The organism is Acinetobacter sp. 3657, from assembly GCF_031456775.1.
Classification (GTDB): domain Bacteria; phylum Pseudomonadota; class Gammaproteobacteria; order Pseudomonadales; family Moraxellaceae; genus Acinetobacter.
On the sequence record NZ_JAVDVH010000011.1, the window covers coordinates 1 to 22,873 of the forward strand.

The window sequence follows — 22,873 nt, forward strand, 5'->3', positions numbered from 1 at the left end:
CAAATCCAAGATTTAAATCTTTCAATCCAAATCCTTGTTTCTCAACAAGTTTTTATCTGCATCACCGCCGATGGATGTGCATTCTACAGCATTTCTAACTCCACACAACCCCTTTTTTTAATTTATTGTGACGAGTGGCTGTTTTTTGAACTGACGAGTTACTTTTAATGCCTTTTCTTTGTAATTAAGAACTATTTTTAAACAATTAAGTCAAGTAGAATATGTTGATTGGTTCACACTTTTGGCTTTTTTGATTGAAGATACGGTCTGTTTTAAAAAAAACGCAATATTTATTGCTTGTAGTCTTATTTTCTACGAGCCAGTTTTCCTATGCCTCATCAAGTCATAACTTCTATGAGTTAGCTTTATCAATATTAAGTTATAGTAAATGGTCAAATACAACTCGCCCAACGATCTGCGTCATCGACAATTCTGAAGCAGCAGCTCAATTTCAAGTGAATATTCGACAGCTTGCATATGATTATCAAGTGCAACCGATCAACGTGAGAGACTTTGTAAAAACAGATTGCCATGTCGTGTACTTTTCTACGACATCCCCACAACAGCAGCATAATTTAATTCAATCACACCCTTCTCGCTCGTTGCTGTCATTAAGCACCAACAATCCAGCTTGTGAGGTTGGGAGTATTTTTTGTTTATATAATAAAAAAACGTTTTCAACATTTAAGGTTAACTTGGATGCTTTGAGTGATTCCAAAGTTCATATTGATCCTCGAGTTTTACTCTTGGCAAAGAACACGGAGTAAACCGAGTGATTTCAAGTTTATACCAATCCACTTCTTTACATGCTTTATTCCGTAAATCCCAATTTACAATTTTTGCGATTACTTTTGTTATTTGCTCATTTACTTTTGCTACGATTTCTATGTTTACCATGGAAACTTACGCAAAACAGAATTTACAACTATTAAGCCAAACGGTGCTCGAGCGGATTCAACCAGCGGTTGTCTTTAAAGATAAAGGGACGATTGACCAAATCCTAGCTGACTATACAACGGGACATGCAATTCGCAGTATCCATGTCTACGATCCTCAGAAACAATTACTCGCCGAAAGTCACAAAACCATAGAACATACGTCTTTTCTACAAGATTTATTGGATAAATGGTTTTTACATGATCCAGTTCAGCTCAGTATTATTCATCATAAAAAGCAAGTTGGTGAGTTGGTGCTCTATGGTAGTTCTGAAAATATTTTACATTTTCTAAAAACCATCATCATTGGTTTAGCAATTTCAATGCTTTTTATTGTGATTGCCTTATTGTGGTCAATCAACTTGACTTATCGTCAAATTATGCAAGCGATTAAACCATTGACACATATTGCTCAATTGGTGAGCGACCAAAAGGCTTATAATTTACGCTTCCCAAACAATCCGATTAGAGAGTTCCAAAATTTAAACACGGTATTTAACGAACTCTTGGAGGAAATTCAAATTTGGCATACACATTTACAGAAGGAGAATCGCCAGCTTTCATTTCAAGCACATCATGATCAACTCACTGGTCTACCGAACCGCAATTATTTCTATCAAGAATTGTTTAATATTTTTGAAAACCCGCAATACCGTCATAACTCTGCACTTTTATTTTTAGACAATAACAAGTTTAAAATTATTAATGATCAATATGGCCATTTAGCAGGAGATGCAGTTTTAGCCGAAATGGCTTTACGCTTGCAACAATCTGTTCGCCAAGAAGACTTTATTGCTCGCTTAGGTGGTGATGAATTTGCAATCATTTTGCATGCCATCCACCACGCTGACCATTTACAAGCGATTGCCGAAAATCTACTTGCAAGTTGCAAAGAACCATTAATTTTTAACGATCAAACGATTCATTTTGGCTTTAGTTTGGGAATCGCTTTTTCTCAGTTTGCTGAGAATCCTGAAGATTTGGTGATGCAAGCCGATCAAGCCATGTATAAAGCTAAAAACTTAAACCCTCATTGGTTTCTTTATAAACCAGAAATTTAGGATATGTTATGCGCACTCACACCCTTAAAATTTCATTTATTGCATTACTTTGCCTAACACTGGCTGGCTGTTTGAGTTTTGGGCCTTTAAAGTATCGTCAGGTCAAAATGTTAAAACAAGAAGGTTTCGTTTTAACAGACGAAGGCTGGAGTCTAGGTCTACCTGAACGCTTACTCTTTGATTTTAATCAAGCCGACATCAAACAAGAACATGCTAATGAGATTTCTCGCCTTGCGAAGCAATTAAATAAATACAATCTGCAAAAACTTAAAATTGTGGGTCATACTGATGATGTTGGTAATACAGAATATAATCAGAAACTTTCTGAGGAACGTGCTCAAAGCGTTTCGATGATCTTTCTGAATCAGGGCTTCAAGCAAAATAATTTAACAGTGATTGGTCGTGGCTCAAGTCAGCCTTATTTACCAAATACTTCAGAGGAAAACCGTGCCAGCAATCGTCGAGTCGCTGTGATCATTATTCCTTAGTTCTATGATCAACTCCATTTCAAAAAAGCCAACTCACATTGCAGTTGGCTTTTTTTATTTAAATCAATTCGATAATATCTATGGTTGGTGGAACCCTGAAACGGAATGGCACTCCGACCATTCCTGTGCCTACAGTCACAAAAACATCGGCATGTTCATGTGAGTAAAAACCTTTTTTATGCCCAAGGATAGATACTTTCTTCATAATATAACTAGTGATCCATGGCAACTCGATTTGCCCGCCATGAGTATGACCAGAAAGCATCAATGGCCGTATCGGCAACTCTGGGACCATATCAACGGTATCTGGATTATGCGATAAAATTAACCATGGTTTGTCCTGAGGCAAATCTGGCATAAAGCGCATATTCGCCTTACCTGCCCACAAGTCGCCAACACCAATCAAACGAAACTCTTCAAAATCAACAATCTTACTTTCAATATCAATGACATTGTTTTGTGCCAATGCTTCACTTAACAGACTTTGAATCGGCGGGCCTGGATATTGTTCATCATGATTTCCAGGGACAGAGTAAACAGGCATTTTTAGCTTCTTCAGAACTTCAAGTTCTTGAACCAATCGATTTTCTGGCTCATAAGTCCAATCACCAGCCACCACGACCAAGTCTGGCTGTGCTTTATTCAGTTTTTTGACAATACTTTTTAATTGCCGCTCATGACCTGAAAACAATCCCACATGCATATCAGCAACCAATGCAACCTTGATGGGTTGCGTGAACTCACGTTTTGGATTTAAACGAAATTGATGGTATTTGACATGAATTTGATGTGGCTCAATAAAGCGAGCATAAACCAACAGACTACTGAGTATAAAAACGAAAGCAGCTTGATGTAAGTTGTAATATCCAGACCAACCCGCATAAAGACTAAAAAACCAAAGCGGCACCAGTAAATAGGAGAGATAGAAAGCAAGTAAATGTACAAAAGCTTTGAAAGGATGAATCGTTTCTGTACGTGCTTGATGGATCCACGCCTCAATAAATGCCCAAAGCGCTAGAATGGCAAAAATAAGATAAAAACCAATAATAATAGGATCTGAATTCGACATTAACGTCCTCTTTCACTTTACTTTAGGGACATCCATCGCATCTTATATTTATCTTTTTCGATGAAATGGTATACTCAAGCCCAACATTTAATCAGTAACGATTATGGCGCAATTTTCTCATTTTAATCGCAAACATACAAAGATAAGCACAAGCGCTTACAATAAAAACATGCTTGCGATTTATTGCACCATTGTACTTACTGCTACAGGCTGTAGCACGCTACCTAAACATACCATCCAACCAGCGCCACAAGCCACATTACAAATTGATAGCTCACAGAGCTCATTAGCCCAAATCATTCGCCCCCTTCAACAACAGCATCCTGATCTCACAGGCTACCATGTTTTATTTGAACCATTAGAAGCCTTATCTGCACGTCTGAGTTTAATTGACAAAGCTGAGAAAAGTTTAGACCTACAATATTATATTTGGGACAATGATAAAGTCGGTGCGCTCGCCTTACATGCATTGATTCGTGCCGCAGATCGCGGTGTCAAAATAAGACTATTAATTGATGACAATAATGCAAAAAAGACCGAAGGGATTTTCCTCGCTTTAGCGCAACATCCGAATATTGAAGTCAAATTATTTAATCCCTATCGTTTCCGCAAATACCGCGCCGTTGATATGGTCTTGGACTTAAAGCGTATCAATCGACGGATGCATAACAAAAGTTTTATTGCAGATCATCAGATTGCTCTGATCGGTGGGCGCAATATGACCAACCAATATTATAATGTCAGTGAAAATTATCAGTTCTCAGATGTTGATGTCATGTTATTTGGTACGGCGGTAAAAGATATTTCAGAATCTTTCGACGATTACTGGAAGCACGAATATGCCTATGATGTGAGAGAAGTTGTTAAGCAACGTTCACACCGCCTGAATTATGAAAGCTTAAAACATCAGCTTGATGAACATTACAAACTGATCACAGTACAAAACTATTTAGACATCACCAATCACTCTCAAACCATTCATGCACTAATGAAGCAGGAGATTTCGCTTAATTGGGTCAAGGCAGAAGTCGTTAAAGACTCGCCTGACAAAATCAAGGCAAAAGCAAAAAAAGAAGAACATCTCAACTTCCAGTTACTCAATCATTTGGAACAGCCAGAAAAAAATATTGATTTAATTTCTGCTTATTTTGTACCAGAAAAGAAAGGCACAAAAATACTCACCGACTTGGCTCAAGATGGTATAGAGGTTAGAGTGCTCACCAATTCATTTAAAGCCAATGATGTTGCTGTGGTACATGCTTTTTATGGAAAATATCGTCAGGAATTACTTGAAAATGGGGTGCAACTTTATGAGTTCCTACCGGCCATAGACAAAAGTGATTTGGATAAACGCACTGAAGAACTTGCTAAAAAAGCCAAAATCAGTATCAAAGGTTTAAGTCGTTCTAGTTTACATGCCAAGCTTATGGCACTGGATGACAAACAAGTTTTTATTGGTTCTTTTAACTTTGACCCTCGTTCTGCCTATTTAAATACAGAAATTGGGGTGTTGTTGAATAGTCCTGCCCTAGCAAAAGAAGTGCATGCCACCATGGACCAAAACTTAACTAAATTTGCATATAAATTGGTCTTAGATGCTAACAACAAAATTACTTGGCATCGCCAAACTCCACAAGGACCTAAAATTTACACCAAAGAGCCTAAAATGAAATGGTGGCAAAAAGCAGGAATGAAAATAGTTTCATGGCTACCAATCGAAGGTTTTATGTAGTTTATTGATCTTGCGGAAGTGTTGTGAGCACTTTCTGTTGCAATTGCTTTAAACCTTCACGCATCCGTAGATCCACTTCTTTTGTTAGCGTTTCTACGGTATGTCCCTCTACAGGAATCGCGGGAAGCGTCAACAAATGTGCTGTCACTCTCGGCATTTCCAAAACACGTTGTACATGTTCCACAAAAGACATACTACCAATAAATGGTGCAACTAAATCTAGTTCCCCGTGTTGATTTTCATAGCAAATCACGCAGATTTGCACAGGTCGTTGTGCCTCTATTGCCGCCCCTAATAATCGCCCGTGTACTTTTTTGACGTTCCGACCATCGGTGGTAGTTGCTTCGGGGAAAAAGAGCACTGGAATGTCTTGTTTTAAAAACTCGGTAATCTGTTCTCGAATCCGCAGTGAATCACCCGAGCCACGCTTGATAAATAAAGTTCCGCCACCCTTGGCAATATTGCCCAGAATTGGCCATTTTTCCACTTCAGCTTTGGCCAAAAAGAAAACTCGAGCACCCGAACCCAGTACAGCAACATCTAACCATGAAATATGATTGCTCACCCATAACGCAGGTTCGCGCGGAATAACACCATGCACCTGTACATCAATATTAAAGACTTCACACAAACGGCGGCAGAAATATTGTACATAACGCGTATTTACGGGATTATTCGGATCTTTATATAAACCATGGCGATAAATAAGATAAAAGCCTTCACCAATGGTTTCTAAGCCTGAAGCCAACTTTCTACTATATAAATTAAATTTTGAGAATAAACTTAATGGTGAGTTGTCTTTTTCTACTGTCGCATCTTGAGTCATAAAATCATTAAAACCATAGAGTCAGTCAAAACTGAACATATATACATCGGATTGATCCAGTTATATCACGCCAATATCCACTTATAAAAGTTCGCTTGATAATAAAAACCGAATGTCAGCATATTTTTTTTCAATTTCAAATGATAGACCAAATCAATTATTATAAGTTAATCGAATTTATAGATTATCAGGTCATCAAATGAATCAACCCATCAAAACAACTGAGCAACAAAACACAATACCCTATGGCTATGCTTTAAAAATGATTTTGGGTTGGTCTATCTTATATATGGGAAGTCTTATTGCTTTTATCGAACTTATCTATCGCAATACAATATAAATCAACGAAGACTTTGCCCTTTGCTTTCAGTTTATCTTAGAATAGGACTTTAATGTCAAAGGTATGACAACAGCGTGGAATATTTAGAGCAACATCAAGGCGGTGAACGTGCAATTTTGGTGAGTGTATCTGTCCAATTGCTTGATGATCTTGATGGCGAAGAATTTCGATTACTCGCTCAATCCGCAGGTGCTGACATCCTAGAACACATTTCTGTACAACGAAATAGACCCGATCCAAAATTCTTTATTGGTTCTGGCAAAGTCGATGAAATCGCAGAGTTAGTCCAAAGCCTCGAAGCAGAATTAGTTATTTTTGACCATGCATTATCCCCTGCCCAAGAACGCAATTTAGAACGCATCCTGAAATGCCGTGTCATTGACCGTACAGGCTTGATTTTGGATATCTTCGCATTACGAGCCCGTACTCATGAAGGTAAATTACAAGTTGAACTTGCTCAACTCAAACATTTATCGACACGTCTAATTCGTGGTTTTACTGGCAATCTAGAACAACAAAAAGGTGGTATTGGGCTACGTGGTCCAGGTGAATCACAATTGGAAACAGACCGTCGGCTCATCCGAGTCCGTATTACTCAACTCAAAGATAAACTGGTTAAAGTACAACAAACCCGTTCACAAGGTCGTGCCGCACGTCAAAAAGCAGCAATCCCCACGATTTCTCTGGTGGGCTATACCAATGCGGGAAAATCAACTTTATTTAATATTTTAGCAAAAAGCGATGTCTATGCAGCAGACCAACTTTTCGCAACCCTAGATCCGACTTTACGTCGTCTCGATTGGGATGGCATCGGTGCTGTTGTGATCGCAGATACCGTTGGATTTGTCAGAAATTTACAACATGATTTAGTTGAATCATTTAAAGCGACATTAGAAGAAACATTAGAAGCAACTTTACTGTTGCATGTGATCGATAGCAGTAGCGCCAATATGTCTGAGCAAATCGAAGCTGTAGAATCTGTTCTGAAAGAAATTGGAGCCGACGCACCAATTTTGCATGTTTATAATAAAATAGACCTGAGCGGAGATACCGCAAAAATCCTCTATAAAGCGCCTGACCTTCCAGATCGTGTGTATTTGTCAGCTCATTCTGGTCAAGGATTAGAGTTACTCAGCCAAGCCGTACAACAATGCTTAATGGGACAATTACAACAATTCGATTTAGTTCTAAAACCTGCTTATGGCAAACTACGTACTCAGTTATATAACCTCAACGTTATTCAGTCTGAATATCATGATGATCATGGTGATTTGCATTTATCAATCCGTATTGCGCCACAAAAATTGGAGCAACTGATTAAACAAGCACATTTGCCTTTAGACGAAATTTTAGGAAAGAAAGCATCCTTATTCCAGCGCACTTTGGAAGAGTTTGAGATACAGCATCCACCACTAAATTGCGATCAACCATCATTTAGATAGACGAGAGTAAGAGATCATATGAAAGAGATTGACTGGACCGCTTGGTTTTACACGATTTTATTAATTATTGTATTTCGTGAGGGTGCTGTCGCAATCACCAAGGTCTTTCATCATCCAGAATTAGGAAATCTCGTCGGACTGATTGCTTTACTGGCAACGTTATTGATTTGGAGAAAATATAGAAAAATTTCCAATCGTCTGATTGATACCAACAACAAGATCATGAAAGAAAGTGCCTTCGCATTCCTGCCTATTTGTGCGGGTTCATTGATTATGTTGGTGCACCTAGGTAAAGAAATTCCTGTATTTTTATTTATCTTAACCTTAAGTACGTTATTACCATTGTGGATTTACGCCAAAATGGCAAAACGCTGGTTATAGAGGTCCTATATATGTTTATGATTATTTACGGCTTCGTTATTACGCTTATTAGCTATCTCATCGCAAAACCACTCAATAAAAAAATCCCTCAGATTCCTTTAATTGTTTTCGCCATGTTTATTGTGATTGGATTATTGTTTATTTTAGGCGTGCCTTATCAACAATATATGAATAGCGTGAATAGCATCTTTAACCATCTACTTGGCTATGTCACCGTTGCCTTGGCGATTCCATTGGCAGCCATGCGCTATGATGATTTACCGATTAAATCCATGCTTGGAATTTTAGGCTTTGCAAGTATTAGTGCTGTAGCCTTACCAATGGGGCTTGCTTATTTACTACATATGTCTGAACCAACGATTATGGCGTTTGCTACACGCGCAGTGACTACTCCTATCGCACTGAATATTGCAACCCTATTACATGCTCCGTTGATGATGGTAACGCTGATCGTGATTTTATCTGGTGTTATTGGCGCAGCCTTTTCGCCTTGGATCTTAAAACACATCAATGATGAACGTGCTTCTGGTTTAGCTTTAGGATTAGCAGCGCATGCCATCGGTACTGCTCAGGCGTGGCAGCGAGGTCCAGTAACTGGGCGATATGCAGCATTCGGGATGGCGGTTAATGGGGTGTTTACAGCCATTTGGTTACCAACCTTTATTTTATCTTTATCATAATTTTTGTCACAAATCTCATATTAATATTGAACTAGTTATTACAAATCACACATAATAGAACACTTGAACATTAAATGGATTTTTGATGATGGGGAAAAAATTAATAAGCGGTTTACTTTTATCTGTAATTAGCGGTTTTACTTTTGCAATCGATATTACAGGTATGTGGCAAAGTATTGATGACAAAACGGGTGCACCCAAAGCTTTAGTCGAAATTCGCCAAGAATCGAATGGAACCTATACGGGTAAAATTGTAAAACTTACACCTCGTATAGGCTATACACCAAAGGAAAAATGTATAGACTGTCCACCACCTTATACCGACAAACCAATCGTCGGATTGGATGTCGTTACAGGATTAAAGTATAGCGAAGGCTTAAACTATACCAATGGTCGTATTCTTGATCCGAATACAGGCAAAATTTATAGTATGAGAGCTAAACTGAATGCCAACGGCAAGCGCTTACACTTACGTGGTTATTTAGGTGTTTCTGCGTTAGGTCGCAATCAGATTTGGATTCGTGCAGATTAAAATCGACCTCGTACTAAAACAGAAAAAGCCCTATTTTTTAATAGGGCTTTTCTTATGAGAGGACAATGACGATATTAGCGTCCTTGTAACTTGGCATAATCTAAAAGCACATTGGCCGCCTCAGTCACAAAAACCTCTTCTTCCGGCAATGCTGGGCGTTGATGCGCTTTCATCTTGGCACGCGATTCAACTAGCGCATCAATTGACGCTTGATAGCTTTCCCAATTTGCATAAGGCTTTTGACCTGTTGCCAAACGACGTTGGTTTTCTGCATTTAATGTTTGTTGCTCTAAATCAATTAACTCTGCACGACGTTGGTTGATATCCAAAACAACTTTCTTCTGAGCAGAGGTTTTCTGAGCAATCGCTTTACGCGTTTCTAAGTATTTGAACTGAGAATCTGCTGCAACACGTTGAGCAGAAAATTCAGACAACTTCGCTACATAAGGCTGCACTGAACCTTCTCGTTTAAACGGTGCAGTTGGAATGGTATCCCATTTCAAAGCATTTTTCGCTTTACGCTCACCAAATTCTTCATTGTAAATATCAACCAGCTTAATGTCTGGAATCACCCCTTTATTTTGGGTACTGCCACCAGTAACGCGGTAAAACTTACGCTGTGTCAGTGTCGCTTGACCATAAGCCAATGAATCCAACTGAACCTGAGCCGTGCCTTTTCCTGTCGTCGTGCTACCAATCACGATGCCACGTTCATAATCTTGAATCGCAGCAGAATAAATCTCGCTCGCGGATGCAGAAGCTAAGTTAACGAGAACAGCTAACGGACCTGCATAGGTTTGTACACCACCATCGGTATCTTCAAAGACATTAACATTGCCATTGCCATCACGGATCTGCACCACAGGACCTGATTTGATTACTTGCCCCAACATACGGGCAACTTCTTCTAAAGACCCACCCGGATCGTTTCGTAGATCAATTAAGATCCCTTCAACTTTCTTCGCTTTCAGTTCTTCTAAGGCTTTGGCGGTATCGACAGAAACCGAACGGTATTCAGTGCCCGCACGACGTGAACGGTAATCAAAATAAAATGATGGAATTTCAATAACACCAAAGAGATGCTTGTTGCCATCACGTGTGATTTCAACCGTACGTGAACGAACACCTGCATCTTCTTCTTGAATAATATCGCGAACCAAAGTGACATTACGTGCCTGACTCATTGCAGCACCTGTGCCTAACAAGCGCACCACAACTTTGGTTCCACGTTTACCACGAATTAACCCTACAATTTCTGAACTCGGCCAACCGATCACATCCACCATTTTCTCGCCATCTTGAGCAACCCCAATAATGCGATCTCCTGATTTCACTTGACCTGATTTACTTGCTGGACCACCTTCGACGATCGTTTCAATTCGTGTGTAATCTTCATTGCCACGCTCAGGACGAATCGAAACACCGATCCCTTCTAAACGCAAAGTGGTTTGACGATTCAACTCCATCGCATCAATCGGTGGATAATAATTACTGTGCGGATCATAAGTCGCCAACATCGCATTCAATGTCTTTTCTAGCACATCATCACTTTTCACACGCCCCATTCGCTCTAACTGACGTGTATAGCGTTTAGTTAGGGTTTGAACAGGTGTTAAATCTTCTGGACCAGTCAAATCTTGACCATTTGCAAGTGATGGATTCTCTTTTAATGCTTTTTGTTTGGCTTGCTCTTCTTCTTTGCTGATCGTTAAATTAATCAGTTGTGAAACCAGCATCTTTTGCCAGTGGGCTTGTTGTTCAGCTTTGGTATTAAAATAAGGTACTTTTTCACGATCGATATCCAGATAAACATCTTTCTGCTGCAAGTTTTGCGGCTTTTTCAATTCAGCCAACATAAACTCATAGAACTCTCTTAATCGCTCTCGATATTGCGCATGAATCGCAAAAGGACCTGTGAGGTTTCCAGCTTTAAGTGATCCACCAAAATTTGAACCATATTTATTCTTATAATCTTCAACTTCATTGCTTAAAAATAATGAATGATCTGGATCAAGGCTATCAAGATACATATCTAAAATACGTTTTGAAGTCGTCGCATCTAAACGCATATTGAGATAATGCTGACGATCAACCAGTGTTGCTAACTGACGCGCGACCAATGCTTGTTCTTGTGATGGCTTGATCACCGTTGAAACGGCAGACGCTTCTGTCGCCGCAATAGCCTCATTCATGGTATGAGAGAAAAATAAACCACCAGTCGCAATTGCAACTGCACACGCTATCATTTGAAGTTTCATAAAATTTTGGTGCTTCCTTGGATATGGCAATTATTACATGCTGATCATATCGATATGAACATATTTCATTCAGTATTTATCAGCCTGTAAACTCGTCGGTTGCTATAAATAACGTCTCAACGAGTATTTATCATCAATATCATGTAGTTTTATCATATTCTGTACTGACAAAATGTAGCAAATCATTGCACAATTTAGCTATCGTTTTTTTCATCAAAATTCAAACGGAATCCATATGATCGGCGCGTTGATGCTAGATATAGCTGGCACAGAACTTACTCAAGAAGATATTGAACTCTTACAAGCGCCACAAGTCGGTGGCATGATTTTATTTGGACGTAACATTGAATCCCCTCAGCAGGTTCGCGCTTTAACCGATCATATGCGTCAAGTCCGCCCTGACATCCTGATCGCAGTTGATCAGGAAGGTGGTCGCGTACAACGCTTAAGAAAAGGGTTTACTTTACTACCGGCAATGGGTCGACTCGGTGAACACTATATCCACAATCCTCAACAGGCGATTGAACTGGCAGAACAATGCGGTTGGCTCATGGCGATTGAGGTACTTGCAGTCGGTATTGATTTTAGTTTTGCGCCTGTTTTAGACCTGAATGATGTCAGTGATGTGATCGGTGATCGTGGTTTTTCTAAAAACATGCAAGATATCGTACCACTTGCAGATGCCTTTATGCGCGGCATGAAAAAAGCAGGCATGGCAACCACAGGCAAACACTTTCCTGGACATGGTTCAGTCAAAGCAGATTCGCATGTCGCAGCAGCAATTGATAGCCGTTCATATCAGGAAATCTATGATAAAGACATGCAGAGCTTTATTCAGTTGATGCCACAACTTGATGCGCTGATGCCAGCCCATGTGATTTATGATCAAGTTGATCCAAACCCAGCAGGCTTCTCACCATTTTGGTTGCAAAATGTTTTACGCCAACAACTTAAATATGATGGCGTTCTCTTCTCAGATGATTTAAGTATGCAAGCTGCGTGTGTGGCGGGTGGTGCTGATGCGCGTATCCAAGCAGCATTAAACGCTGGCTGTGATATGGGGTTGGTCTGCAATGATCGCGCTGCTGCTTGTACCGCATTAGATGGGATCCAAACACTTGCTTTGCCAAATCAACAACGTTTAGAACGTATGCGTGGTAAAATCCCAAATATTCAGGTGGGTACAACACTGACATTAGATGAAAACTGGCAAACCGTCAGAAAAGCCATTGAAGAATTTAAGAATTCGTTTTAATTTTACTTAGATTTTTTAATCTTTTTATGAACATAATTTAATCTTGCCGAGTGTTCATCTGATTAAAGGATTTTGCCTTCGGCTCGACTTACTTTTCAGGGATGCAAAGTAAGCAAAAATATTTCGCAGCTTTAGTCGCTGCTCATAGGCTGAGGGTACATCCTGAGCAATTTCAAAGCAACGCTTTGAAAGCAGCGCAAGACCAGATCAACGGCGGCATCCATGCCGTCCCACGATAGTAAATAACAAACCTAAAATAGGATTTTGTGGAAAAATCTCAATTTTAAAAAAAGATTAATTTTATATATCCAAATTAGGAAAAATAGAGTCTAGGACAGATGACACAACAACTTTCGAAACATCGCCACATTTCATTTACAGCGCACTATACGGGGTATATTTGGTATCAAATGGGGATTTCACATCCTGCACTCGCAACCGCAAAAGGAAAAACACTTGCAGCTTTAGTCCACCCAATTGAAAGTTGGGCGGAAAAATATGTCGGTGGCAGCATGCGTACCACCTTAAAACAACGGCACACCATGCTCGATACGCATTTAAAAGCATTGATTGAACAGCATCCTCATTTACAAGTGCTCGAAATTGCGTGTGGCTTATCTCCTCGTGGTTGGTGGTTTAGACAACACTATCCAGATATCACCTTTCGCGAACTCGATCTACCAGACATGGCCGCAACAAAACAAGCTGCGCTGCAACAGATTGAACCGCATGCCGATGAAGTGCTTTCTGTGGATTTATTCACAGATGCTTTTGCAACGGCTTTTGAAACATTTGATCCAAACCTTCCATTGGTCATTATCAGCGAAGGATTGATTAACTATTTTGATAAACCGCTATTACAACAGCTCATCAAATCAATCGCTATCTATGGCAATGGCTTTAAAGAATTACATTACTTAACTGATGTTTATCCTGAGCCAACTCAAAACAAACTTGCCACCATTATTTGGAATAGCAGCCGCTTACTGAAGTGGATGTCACGCAGTGCTTTTAGTTTTCATTTTAAAACCGCGATTGAAGTTGAAAACTTTTTTAAAGAGGCAGGCTTTAAACAGGTTGAAGTGCTGCAACCCAAACAGTTTTTTGAACAAGTCACTTTAGAAAATAAACAACAACATTTAGGCGATCTCGTCTGGACGATTCAAGCAAGTAATAAATAGCCCCAATAAAAAAGAGAAGTGACTATTATCTATTCACTTCTCTTTTTTTAAATCTGTTCATAATGGTTAAATCAAACGCGTTTTTGGCGCTCGATAAAACGAGTTAAACGTTCAGCAACGTCAAAGCTACCGTGTTTAAACAAGATACGTAGACCTTGTTCAGTGATATCAAAAATTAAGCATTCAATTTTAAACTCACCTTCCTCATCAGCCAAATGCAAGGCTAAGTCACGTGGATGCTGACGAATAAAATCAAGCTGATCCAAGTCATCGACTTTCAAATACACACCAAAGAAAGTGATATCTACAATTTTAACAGCAGCTTCAGTCTCTAAATGGCGATGTGTCAATTTTGAATCTGGTTGTAAAACAGCAATGCGCTCTTCACCACGACGTTCAATCTGTTGCATTTGTTCACGCGTCATCGAAATAATGCCATCAAGATGATCGATGGACTCACCTTTCAAAAATGAGGTAAACAAATTCATGGTTTCTTTACGGCGTTGCAACTGCGGTACGTGATCTGCATTGGCAATCAAAGCAAACTGCATATCTTGGCACTGCAAAGCAAAATCTGCATTTTCATGAGGCAAAGTAAAGCTATCGTACTGCCCCGCTGCAACCAATGTTTTGCATTGTGGTACAGGTACATTACTTAAGCGCAATAAACGATTACAGTTAATTTCATAACGTTCACGCTCAGTGCTGCTGAAATCAGCCATTTGTCTAAAAAACAGACGCTTTGCTGTTGGTGACATACGGGTTTTATCAAGTTTGGCATGATTGACTAAATAGAGAATGACTGCTTGACCAAATTCTTCCATGCGATCTTCACGCATTAAATGCAATGATTCTTCGAGCAACATCCGCCAGCTTTTACGTGTCTTTTGCATCACGCCCATCAACACCATACGATCCATAAGCTCTGGGCGTTGATCAGCAAATGAAGATGCGATAACAGAACCTAATGACATCCCCATCATTGAAACTTTATCAATTCCAACAATATCGAGCCATTGCCCAAGCATTTTAGACAAATCTGGTAATTCTAGTATTGAAGCTGACGCACCTGTATCGACATTACGAATTTGTTGATTTGAGCCCATCGAAGGTAAGTCAATCAAGATAACAGGACCACTCTCAAAGAGTTGTTCAACACAATACTTATAAGAGTTAAAGTTTTGAAATGCGCCCCCGACAATTACAATCGGCGTGTTGTGGATCGTTTTAGGATCTGCAATTGCCATATATTCAATTTTCCAACCATCAATCCACGTTGTACGCGCTGGTTGTTTAAAACTGTTTTTATTGTAGATGTCAAAAAAACCAAAGCCTGTGAAGCTATGATTTAAATCCGAGTCCATTTGGATAATGGAATTCATGTCCTTCCTCCATCCTTGTTTATTTTTCTGTTGCAAGCATGTCATTTTTAGCGACCCTGCCCTGCAAGTTAACAAATTTATAAAATTTGTATTACATTTATCCTATACTTTTTCATTCTATACAAATGCATGTTTTATACGCAATCATTTCCTTAACCACTTATCTTGTTTAGACCAATAATCTTTTGCAAAATATGTATTCATATCCTGATATTCTGTATATTTATCGCATAAAAATAAAAAAAATTGCGCCAATTAACAATTTGTAATTTTTTTGAATTGTCAGTTCCGCCTATTCATTGTTCGGCATTTGACTGTTACTATCTTTATAAATACATGCAATCATCAAAATGCTATGCAAGACTCAATTCAAAACTATATGCAACAGGTAGGTACTCAGGCGCGCCAAGCGTCAAGTATTTTAATGAGTGCGCCAACTCATTTGAAAAACCATGCTTTGTCTGCAATTTATACCGCTTTAGAAAACAATCAAGCGCAAATTTTGGCAGCCAATCAGATTGACATGAATAACGGACGTCAACGCCAATTAGACAATGCGTTGCTTGATCGTTTAGAGCTGACCCCTGCGCGTTTTAAAGGAATGCTACAAGGCTTAAAAGATGTAATCGGCCTCATTGACCCGATTGGGGAAATTACAGATCTCGCCTATCGTCCATCTGGTATTCAGTTGGGTAAAATGCGTGTTCCGCTTGGTGTCGTTGGGATGATTTATGAATCAAGACCCAATGTGACTCTTGAAGCTGCATCATTGGCATTAAAATCTGGTAATGCCATCATTTTACGTGGTGGATCAGAAGCATTGGAATCAAACAAAGCGATTGCTCTTGCAATCCAACACGGCCTACAAATATCTGGTTTGCCTGAACACGCCGTTCAAGTCATTGATACCCCTGATCGCGCAGCAGTCGGTCATTTGATCACGATGACTGAATTTGTCGATGTGATTATACCGCGTGGTGGAAAAAGCCTGATCGAACGTATCAGTCAAGAAGCACGTATTCCAGTAATTAAACATTTAGATGGTAACTGCCATGTTTTTGTTGAAGCTCAAGCAGATCTACAAAAAGCTTTGCCTATCGCACTGAATGCTAAAACGCATCGTTACGGTGTTTGTAATGCCATGGAAACGTTATTGGTAGATGAAGCAATTGCTGAGGAGTTTTTACCGCGTATCGCAGAACTCTATGCTGAGAAGCAAGTTGAACTGCGCGGATGCCCTGAAACACAACGTATTTTGGGTATATCGGTTAAAACAGCGACTGAGGAAGATTGGTATACAGAATACTTAGGTCCAATCCTTGCAATTAAAGTTGTAACCGGAATGAATGAGGCGATTGAGCATATCAATAAGTACGGCTCTCATCATACCGATGCGATTATTACGGAAAACTTTAGTTTGGCACGTGAGTTCTTGGCACGAGTTGATTCAAGTTCTGTAATGATCAATGCTTCAACACGTTTTGCTGATGGTTTTGAATATGGATTAGGTGCGGAAATCGGCATTTCTACCGATAAAATTCATGCGCGTGGCCCAGTTGGTTTAGAGGGCTTAACTTCTCAGAAATGGATCGTTTTTGGAGATGGTCAAATCCGCCAATAACTTAAACTATCTCATTTAAACCCCGACACGATAAAGCGCATTAAATTGATCTTTATCGTGTTTTTATATATTTTCATACAAAAATACGGCGAAAACCAACAGATTAATCAAAAGAACCTGTTATTTACAAACTATACTAAATAAGTTGATTTATAAAACAGTTGTATAGGCTAAAGTCTATTTTGCCAATGCAACACCACATGCTAAAACATAGCGCTTGTTGCTGCTTATAAAACGCAGTCAAACCAAGCTCTCATCATAAAATTAGAATTTGTTAGGTGGTCAAACGTGGCGATATCTGTACTGGTAATAAACTGTGGTTCATCATCTATTAAATATGCGCTTATCTCAGAACGCCGCGAAGATCGCATTTATGGTCTAGCAGAAAACTTGGGTGCAGCCGATGCTCGGATTAAAGGTATCACGCTTGGTGGCGAAGCACTTGAACTCTCGATTCCGTATGCAGATCATGCCAAAGCTTTAGAAACCCTGCTCTCACGTTTATCCAACTACAATCCTCAAGCCATTGGGCATCGTGTGGTGCATGGTGGCAATATGACCCATGCTGAGCAATTAACCCAACAAACGATTGATCGCATTCGTGACGCAATTCCACTTGCACCTTTGCACAATCCCGCAAATTTGATTGGGATTGAGGCAACCATGGCGTTATTTCCACAACTCCCTCAAGTGGCTGTCTTTGATACGGCATTCCATCAAACTATGCCTGAACGCGCCTATCGCTATGCCTTACCACAATTTTTATATGATCAGCACCAAGTTCGTCGTTATGGCTTCCATGGTACTAGTCATGCTTATGTGACAGAACGCGCCAGTGAGTTAGCAGGTCAGAAGAACCAAGGCGGTTGGCTCAGTGCTCACTTAGGCAATGGCAGCTCGACCTGTGCGGTTTGGAATGGACAGAGCCTTGACACTTCGATGGGTATGACCCCACTTGAAGGTGTCGTGATGGGTACCCGTAGTGGTGATGTTGATCCAAGCCTTCCTTTATTTTTATCCAACAATTTAGGCTGGGATATCCAAAAAATTGACAGTATGCTTAATAAAGACAGTGGCTTATTGGGCTTGTCGGGTTTATCCAATGACATGCGCACGTTAGTTGAAGCATCTGAAAATGGTCATGAAGGTGCAATACTCGCGATCGAAGTCTTTTGTTATCGACTCGCAAAATCTTTATCTGCGTTAAGTTGCGCCCTCCCTCGTTTAGATGGTTTAATTTTTACTGGTGGTATTGGTGAAAATTCTACCGATGTGCGTGAAAAGACTTTAGCGTATTTATCACACTTTGGTCTGCAATTTAGTCAAGAGAAAAATAATAGCTTAGCGCGAGGTAGCGAAGGCCGTATTGACCAAGGTACAGGCCCACAAATCTGGGTGATTCCAACAGATGAAGAAGGTCGTATTGCCAAAGAAACGCGCCAAGTGCTTGAACAAACTGTTTAACCTACTCAATAAAAAATTAAGGTCATTATGAATACGATTTTACTTATTCCCACAGGTGAAGGTGTCGGTTTAACCTCTGCTTGTTTAGGCATGATTTACGCACTGGACTGTAAAGGGATCAATGCGGGTTTCTTAAAACCATTTTCTCAAATCGCAGATGTAACCGTTGATCGCACTACAACTTTATATCGTCATTTATTCCAGCATCATGCTGTAGAGCCTATAACCTATGATCGTTTAACCCAACTCATCGCACTCGGTGAAACCGATGAGTTGTTGGAAGAAGCCGTTGCATTGCATCGCCAAATTGCGGCTGATCATGATGTGATTATTGTGGAAGGTCTTGTGCCAAATGGACAAGATCACTTCGCCATCGAAGTCAATGCCGCATTAGCGCAAGCATTTGATGCTCAAGTGGTGTTGGTCAGTACCGCAGATTTAGCTGATCCACGCAAAACGGCAGAACGAATAGATGCCCACTTACGTCAATTCGGCGGCGCAGCATCGACACGAACAACGGGCGTATTATTTATGCGTACCAAAGGACTGCCTGAAAGCACAGCAGCCATCCCAGTCACACTTGATCCAAGTTTACGCTTAGATCAAAAAATAGCTGATTTTTCCTTAGAACTTCAACACTACAATCGTTTTATCGGCACAGAAGCATTGCCTATTATCGGCTTAGTTCCTTTTAGTAACATTCTCAGCGTGCCACGAAGTTTAGACATTGCTGAAATCATCAACGGCACATGGTTACATCAAGGTGACGCCAAACATCGCCGCATACTGCATACCAGTTTAATTGCGTCCAACATTGAATCTGAATTACACAAATTTGTTGCAGGCGAGCTTATTATTAGCGCGTCGCAACGTACCGATACTTTGCTTGCTGCAAGCCTTGCTAGTAGTAACGGCACACCATTGGCGGGTTTAGTACTCACCGAAAAATCCCCACCCTCTGAAAATGTATTAGAATTCTGTCAAAGTGCGATTAAACAAGGTTTACCTGTTTTACATACCCCACTTACGACATTAGAGGCACTGAAAAAGCTCAGCCGTTTTGGTAATGAAATTCCAATTGATGATACCGAACGAGCGGAACAAGTCACGCGATTTGTTTCCAGTCATATTGATAGCCAATGGCTTGATCAACATACGCAACATAATTTGCATCCACGCCTATCTCCTTCCGCCTTCCGTTATGAGTTAGTGCAAAAATCCATTGCAGCCAAAAAACGTATTGTTTTACCTGAAGGTGACGAACCTCGTACCGTCCAAGCAGCTGCCATTTGTCAGGCACGTGGTATTGCACAGTGTGTGTTATTGGCTAAACCAGAATCGGTGGCAGAAGTTGCGAAAGCACGCGGAATTCAACTTCCAGAAGATTTGCAAATCATCGATCCTGATAGCATTCGAGAGCAATATATCGAACCAATGGTCGAGTTACGTAAAGGAAAATTGGATGCACTCCAAGCAATCGCCCAACTCCAAGACACAGTTGTACTCGGCACGATGATGTTGGCATTGGATGAAGTGGATGGTTTGGTTTCAGGTGCGATTCATACCACGGCGAATACGGTTCGCCCTGCATTTCAGTTAATCAAAGCTGCGCCGAACTATTCACTGGTATCATCCATCTTCTTTATGCTGTTACCAGATGAAGTCTTTGTTTATGGTGACTGTGCGATCAATCCCGACCCAACGGCAGAACAACTGGCTGAAATTGCGATTCAATCTGCCGACTCTGCCAAAGCGTTTGGGATTGATCCAAGAATTGCCATGATTAGCTATTCAACTGGAACCTCTGGCACTGGCGCTGATGTAGACAAAGTTCGTCAAGCCACTGAAATAGCGCAACAACGTCGACCAGACTTACTGATTGATGGACCACTCCAATATGATGCGGCTTCAGTTGAAAGTGTGGGCCGTCAAAAAGCGCCTGACTCACAAGTGGCAGGGCGTGCCAATGTGTTTATTTTCCCTGATTTAAATACGGGCAACACTACCTATAAAGCGGTGCAACGTGCTGCCAATGTGGTCAGTGTCGGCCCGATGCTGCAAGGCTTGAATAAACCAGTTAATGATTTGTCTCGTGGTGCTTTGGTCGATGATATCGTGTTTACCATTGCGTTAACGGCGATTCAAGCAGCGCATGAAGTAGCTTAGCCGAGGAGTAAAACAAGCTTGACTCAATGCTCCTTTGGAAGAAGTTTTTATTTTGTCCAATTTTCTGCAATTCTGAATAGCATTGCTTCAAGATGTATACATTTAGCCCTTGCATGGTGGGTTCTTTCGATAACTCACCATGCAACCTCATTTGTCGTTTTTGTTGCTATAGGCACAGCAGCAGATCTCTTAGCGCGGGGACTATTTGGATCACTCGGTGATACCTATAATAAAAAACGACTGATTTCTTTGTGTTATTGGATGAGTCTAATCTCAGCAATCGTCATCGCATTCCTTGCGACCATGCAGATATATTTAGCAATTGTACTTTTTATTTGCCAGATTTTAGGTGGTTTAGCCATTGGTATTCGTGAACCATTGCAAAGCAGTATTGTTCCATTTCAAGTTAGCAAAGAACAACTTTCCAGTGCGATTCAATGGCGATCAGCAGCAATGACGATTGTAACTTTTTGCTCACCCATGATTGGCACAGGATTAATTTCCCTCATCGGCGCGCACAATACGATTTGGTGTAGTGTGGGACTGATTATTCTATCCATCATCTTATTGAATTTCGCCAAATACTCAAATGTCGCTTCAGAAGAAAATTCCATCCCCAAACGTCCTAAATGGTACAGCGGGTTTTCTGCAATCAAACAACTCCCACCTGAAATCAGTTTAATTAAAATCACTTTCTTCATAAATTTCGGGCTATTTCCTTTTTTCAGCGTGGTTCTACCCGCTTACTTTTATCAAAATTACAGTAAAAGTCCGTGGTTATTTGGAATAGCTGAAACATTTTTTGCAATCGGCATGTTTCTTGGTGCAACAAAAATTGGCACACTCGCCAACTCTTTCTTTGGTCGAGCAACAACCACGTATTCTGGGTATTTAGCTTTAAGCCTAGGCATTTTTATATCTGCACTGATGTGCCAAGTTTTATCCGTTTTTCACTTCGGCTATTTTAGCGTGATGTGTTTTGGTATGTGCCTAGCGGGTTGTGGGTTAATGGTCGCCGTCACCAATACTGGTTTTATGCGCAGCGCAGCAGTACCACATCATTTTCTTAATAGAATCAGTGCATCATCGACATTTGGTACAGGTGTCGCAAACCCGCTAGGTGTTGTTGTTTCAGGTATTTTCATCACTGCTTTTGGTATATATGCGACATTGATTTTACTCAGCCTCATTCTGGTTATCGCATCATTACTCTCCTTTCTGAGCGTAAATCTCCGTCAGGTATTATCTTTACCTGATAATGAAATTCATGGTGCTTATTCGCGTATCTACCCGAAGGCATTTTCTAAAGATATCAGTATGACTTAGATCAATGATATTGCGTTAACGGCGATCCAAGCAGAATAACATCACCAAACCCAAATTACCGCTTTGACTAAAACAGCTATTTATCTCAATAAACAGCTGTTTTTCTTTAGATAAATCGTGCCAACCAAACCGTATGCCCTGCACACTCAGGATCTTCCGCCACCATCCTGATCACTTCAAATCCATATCTTTCCAATAAAGTACGATATTCATCAGCGGCTAAACTGGCATGGTACAACGGCTCACCAAACATCTCGCCGATTGCCTCACCATGTGCAGGTCCACTGGTAAACATTAAAACTGTTCCCGTTCTGGCATGATGCGCAAAAGATGCAAACATTTTTCTTTGATCATCGTGTGTGAGATGAAAAAAACTATCCCAAGCCAAAATCCCCTGAAATTTCTGATCAACGTTAAAATGACGAAAATCTTGCTGTATCCATCTCTGCTCAGGAAAACTTGATTGCGCCATTTCAATCATTGCATCTGAGGCATCTACCCCTGTGATCTGATGCCCATGTTCAATCAAGTATGCCGCGATGGGTTTGGCAGAGCCGCAACCCAAATCCAAAAGATGAGAATTGACTGGAATCAAAGCAAGAAATTGATCTAACCATGTTTTTTCATATAAATGATTGCCTCGACGCTCGGTCCACGCACGACCATGTTTTTTATAAATATCAATAATGTTTTTTGCCAAATCTGCTTGCATCACTACACTCCCGTTCAGCCTG

Annotated in this window: 18 protein-coding genes; 13 read left to right on the forward strand and 5 right to left on the reverse strand. The window is 40.3% G+C overall.

All coding sequences use genetic code 11. The features are described 5' to 3' along the window. Window positions 1–772 precede the first annotated feature (772 nt). Together J2Y37_RS12025 and J2Y37_RS12030 are read left to right on the forward strand one after the other, a co-directional pair. A complete protein-coding gene (locus tag J2Y37_RS12025; protein ID WP_004672860.1) occupies window positions 773–1,996 on the forward strand; it encodes a diguanylate cyclase in 1,224 nt (407 codons plus the stop codon). Between the two features lie 8 nt (window positions 1,997–2,004). After that, window positions 2,005–2,484: an OmpA family protein gene (locus J2Y37_RS12030; protein ID WP_349032973.1), complete on the forward strand. Its 480-nt coding sequence runs from the start codon at window positions 2,005–2,007 to the stop codon at window positions 2,482–2,484. 58 nt (window positions 2,485–2,542) lie between these two features. On the opposite strand, the gene J2Y37_RS12035 is transcribed toward J2Y37_RS12030, so the two are convergent. Then, window positions 2,543–3,553 (reverse strand): metallophosphoesterase, encoded by a 1,011-nt coding sequence (locus tag J2Y37_RS12035; RefSeq protein WP_004672863.1) that lies wholly within the window; start codon window positions 3,551–3,553, stop codon window positions 2,543–2,545. A gap of 169 nt (window positions 3,554–3,722) precedes the next feature. Here J2Y37_RS12035 and J2Y37_RS12040 point away from each other — a divergent pair, with 169 nt between their 5' ends. After that, window positions 3,723–5,285: a phospholipase D family protein gene (locus J2Y37_RS12040; protein WP_349032974.1), complete on the forward strand. Its 1,563-nt coding sequence runs from the start codon at window positions 3,723–3,725 to the stop codon at window positions 5,283–5,285. A gap of 1 nt (window position 5,286) precedes the next feature. Here J2Y37_RS12040 and J2Y37_RS12045 read toward each other — a convergent pair whose 3' ends face one another. Further along, complete coding sequence (locus tag J2Y37_RS12045) at window positions 5,287–6,111, reverse strand: lysophospholipid acyltransferase family protein (protein ID WP_004672866.1); 825 nt, start codon at window positions 6,109–6,111, stop codon at window positions 5,287–5,289. Window positions 6,112–6,525: 414 nt separating this feature from the next. Between J2Y37_RS12045 and hflX the strand changes: the two genes are divergently transcribed. From hflX to J2Y37_RS12065, 4 genes are all read left to right on the forward strand, one after another. Continuing rightward, window positions 6,526–7,893 (forward strand): ribosome rescue GTPase HflX, encoded by a 1,368-nt coding sequence (hflX, locus tag J2Y37_RS12050; protein ID WP_349032975.1) that lies wholly within the window; start codon window positions 6,526–6,528, stop codon window positions 7,891–7,893. An 18-nt stretch (window positions 7,894–7,911) separates the two neighbouring features. After that, window positions 7,912–8,274: a hypothetical protein gene (locus J2Y37_RS12055; RefSeq protein WP_004672872.1), complete on the forward strand. Its 363-nt coding sequence runs from the start codon at window positions 7,912–7,914 to the stop codon at window positions 8,272–8,274. 11 nt (window positions 8,275–8,285) lie between these two features. Then, window positions 8,286–8,954 (forward strand): LrgB family protein, encoded by a 669-nt coding sequence (locus J2Y37_RS12060; protein ID WP_005193606.1) that lies wholly within the window; start codon window positions 8,286–8,288, stop codon window positions 8,952–8,954. An 85-nt stretch (window positions 8,955–9,039) separates the two neighbouring features. Further along, window positions 9,040–9,486, forward strand: a complete 447-nt coding sequence (locus tag J2Y37_RS12065) for a DUF2147 domain-containing protein (RefSeq protein WP_171063500.1) — start codon at window positions 9,040–9,042, stop codon at window positions 9,484–9,486. A gap of 74 nt (window positions 9,487–9,560) precedes the next feature. Here J2Y37_RS12065 and J2Y37_RS12070 read toward each other — a convergent pair whose 3' ends face one another. After that, window positions 9,561–11,732, reverse strand: coding sequence for a carboxy terminal-processing peptidase (locus tag J2Y37_RS12070; protein WP_349032976.1), 2,172 nt, complete (start codon window positions 11,730–11,732; stop codon window positions 9,561–9,563). Between the two features lie 262 nt (window positions 11,733–11,994). Here J2Y37_RS12070 and nagZ point away from each other — a divergent pair, with 262 nt between their 5' ends. Together nagZ and J2Y37_RS12080 are read left to right on the forward strand one after the other, a co-directional pair. Next, entirely contained in the window at window positions 11,995–12,999 is a 1,005-nt protein-coding gene (gene nagZ, locus J2Y37_RS12075) for a beta-N-acetylhexosaminidase (protein ID WP_349032977.1), read from the forward strand. 338 nt (window positions 13,000–13,337) lie between these two features. Next, the gene (locus tag J2Y37_RS12080; protein WP_349032978.1) at window positions 13,338–14,180 is read left to right on the forward strand and encodes a class I SAM-dependent methyltransferase; all 843 of its coding nucleotides are present in this window, start codon (window positions 13,338–13,340) and stop codon (window positions 14,178–14,180) included. 71 nt (window positions 14,181–14,251) lie between these two features. Here J2Y37_RS12080 and J2Y37_RS12085 read toward each other — a convergent pair whose 3' ends face one another. After that, complete coding sequence (locus J2Y37_RS12085) at window positions 14,252–15,562, reverse strand: alpha/beta hydrolase (RefSeq protein WP_349032979.1); 1,311 nt, start codon at window positions 15,560–15,562, stop codon at window positions 14,252–14,254. A 355-nt stretch (window positions 15,563–15,917) separates the two neighbouring features. Here J2Y37_RS12085 and J2Y37_RS12090 point away from each other — a divergent pair, with 355 nt between their 5' ends. The 4 genes from J2Y37_RS12090 to J2Y37_RS12105 all read left to right on the forward strand — a co-directional run bounded on the left by J2Y37_RS12090 (window position 15,918) and on the right by J2Y37_RS12105 (window position 22,139). Then, window positions 15,918–17,183, forward strand: a complete 1,266-nt coding sequence (locus J2Y37_RS12090) for a glutamate-5-semialdehyde dehydrogenase (protein WP_004672880.1) — start codon at window positions 15,918–15,920, stop codon at window positions 17,181–17,183. A gap of 288 nt (window positions 17,184–17,471) precedes the next feature. Then, window positions 17,472–18,647 carry an acetate kinase gene (locus tag J2Y37_RS12095; RefSeq protein ID WP_349032980.1) on the forward strand — a complete coding sequence of 392 codons (1,176 nt, stop codon included), beginning with the start codon at window positions 17,472–17,474 and terminating at the stop codon, window positions 18,645–18,647. 27 nt (window positions 18,648–18,674) lie between these two features. Continuing rightward, window positions 18,675–20,813, forward strand: coding sequence for a phosphate acetyltransferase (gene pta, locus J2Y37_RS12100; RefSeq protein WP_349032981.1), 2,139 nt, complete (start codon window positions 18,675–18,677; stop codon window positions 20,811–20,813). A gap of 18 nt (window positions 20,814–20,831) precedes the next feature. Continuing rightward, entirely contained in the window at window positions 20,832–22,139 is a 1,308-nt protein-coding gene (locus tag J2Y37_RS12105; protein WP_349032982.1) for an MFS transporter, read from the forward strand. A gap of 106 nt (window positions 22,140–22,245) precedes the next feature. Here the strand turns inward: J2Y37_RS12105 and J2Y37_RS12110 are convergent, their stop codons facing one another. Further along, window positions 22,246–22,851 (reverse strand): class I SAM-dependent methyltransferase, encoded by a 606-nt coding sequence (locus tag J2Y37_RS12110; RefSeq protein ID WP_349032983.1) that lies wholly within the window; start codon window positions 22,849–22,851, stop codon window positions 22,246–22,248. Window positions 22,852–22,873: the final 22 nt, after the last annotated feature.

Excerpts from the sequence above, each read along its gene's own strand:
- J2Y37_RS12030 (WP_349032973.1), top strand. The coding sequence starts at position 2,005 with ATGCGCACTCACACCCTTAAAATTTCATTTATTGCATTACTTTGCCTA.
- J2Y37_RS12035 (WP_004672863.1), bottom strand. The coding sequence starts at position 3,553 with ATGTCGAATTCAGATCCTATTATTATTGGTTTTTATCTTATTTTTGCC.
- J2Y37_RS12040 (WP_349032974.1), top strand. The coding sequence starts at position 3,723 with ATGCTTGCGATTTATTGCACCATTGTACTTACTGCTACAGGCTGTAGC.
- J2Y37_RS12045 (WP_004672866.1), bottom strand. The coding sequence starts at position 6,111 with ATGACTCAAGATGCGACAGTAGAAAAAGACAACTCACCATTAAGTTTA.
- J2Y37_RS12055 (WP_004672872.1), top strand. The coding sequence starts at position 7,912 with ATGAAAGAGATTGACTGGACCGCTTGGTTTTACACGATTTTATTAATT.
- J2Y37_RS12060 (WP_005193606.1), top strand. The coding sequence starts at position 8,286 with ATGTTTATGATTATTTACGGCTTCGTTATTACGCTTATTAGCTATCTC.
- J2Y37_RS12065 (WP_171063500.1), top strand. The coding sequence starts at position 9,040 with ATGATGGGGAAAAAATTAATAAGCGGTTTACTTTTATCTGTAATTAGC.
- J2Y37_RS12070 (WP_349032976.1), bottom strand. The coding sequence starts at position 11,732 with ATGATAGCGTGTGCAGTTGCAATTGCGACTGGTGGTTTATTTTTCTCT.
- nagZ (WP_349032977.1), top strand. The coding sequence starts at position 11,995 with ATGCTAGATATAGCTGGCACAGAACTTACTCAAGAAGATATTGAACTC.
- J2Y37_RS12080 (WP_349032978.1), top strand. The coding sequence starts at position 13,338 with ATGACACAACAACTTTCGAAACATCGCCACATTTCATTTACAGCGCAC.
- J2Y37_RS12085 (WP_349032979.1), bottom strand. The coding sequence starts at position 15,562 with ATGAATTCCATTATCCAAATGGACTCGGATTTAAATCATAGCTTCACA.
- J2Y37_RS12090 (WP_004672880.1), top strand. The coding sequence starts at position 15,918 with ATGCAAGACTCAATTCAAAACTATATGCAACAGGTAGGTACTCAGGCG.
- pta (WP_349032981.1), top strand. The coding sequence starts at position 18,675 with ATGAATACGATTTTACTTATTCCCACAGGTGAAGGTGTCGGTTTAACC.
- J2Y37_RS12110 (WP_349032983.1), bottom strand. The coding sequence starts at position 22,851 with ATGCAAGCAGATTTGGCAAAAAACATTATTGATATTTATAAAAAACAT.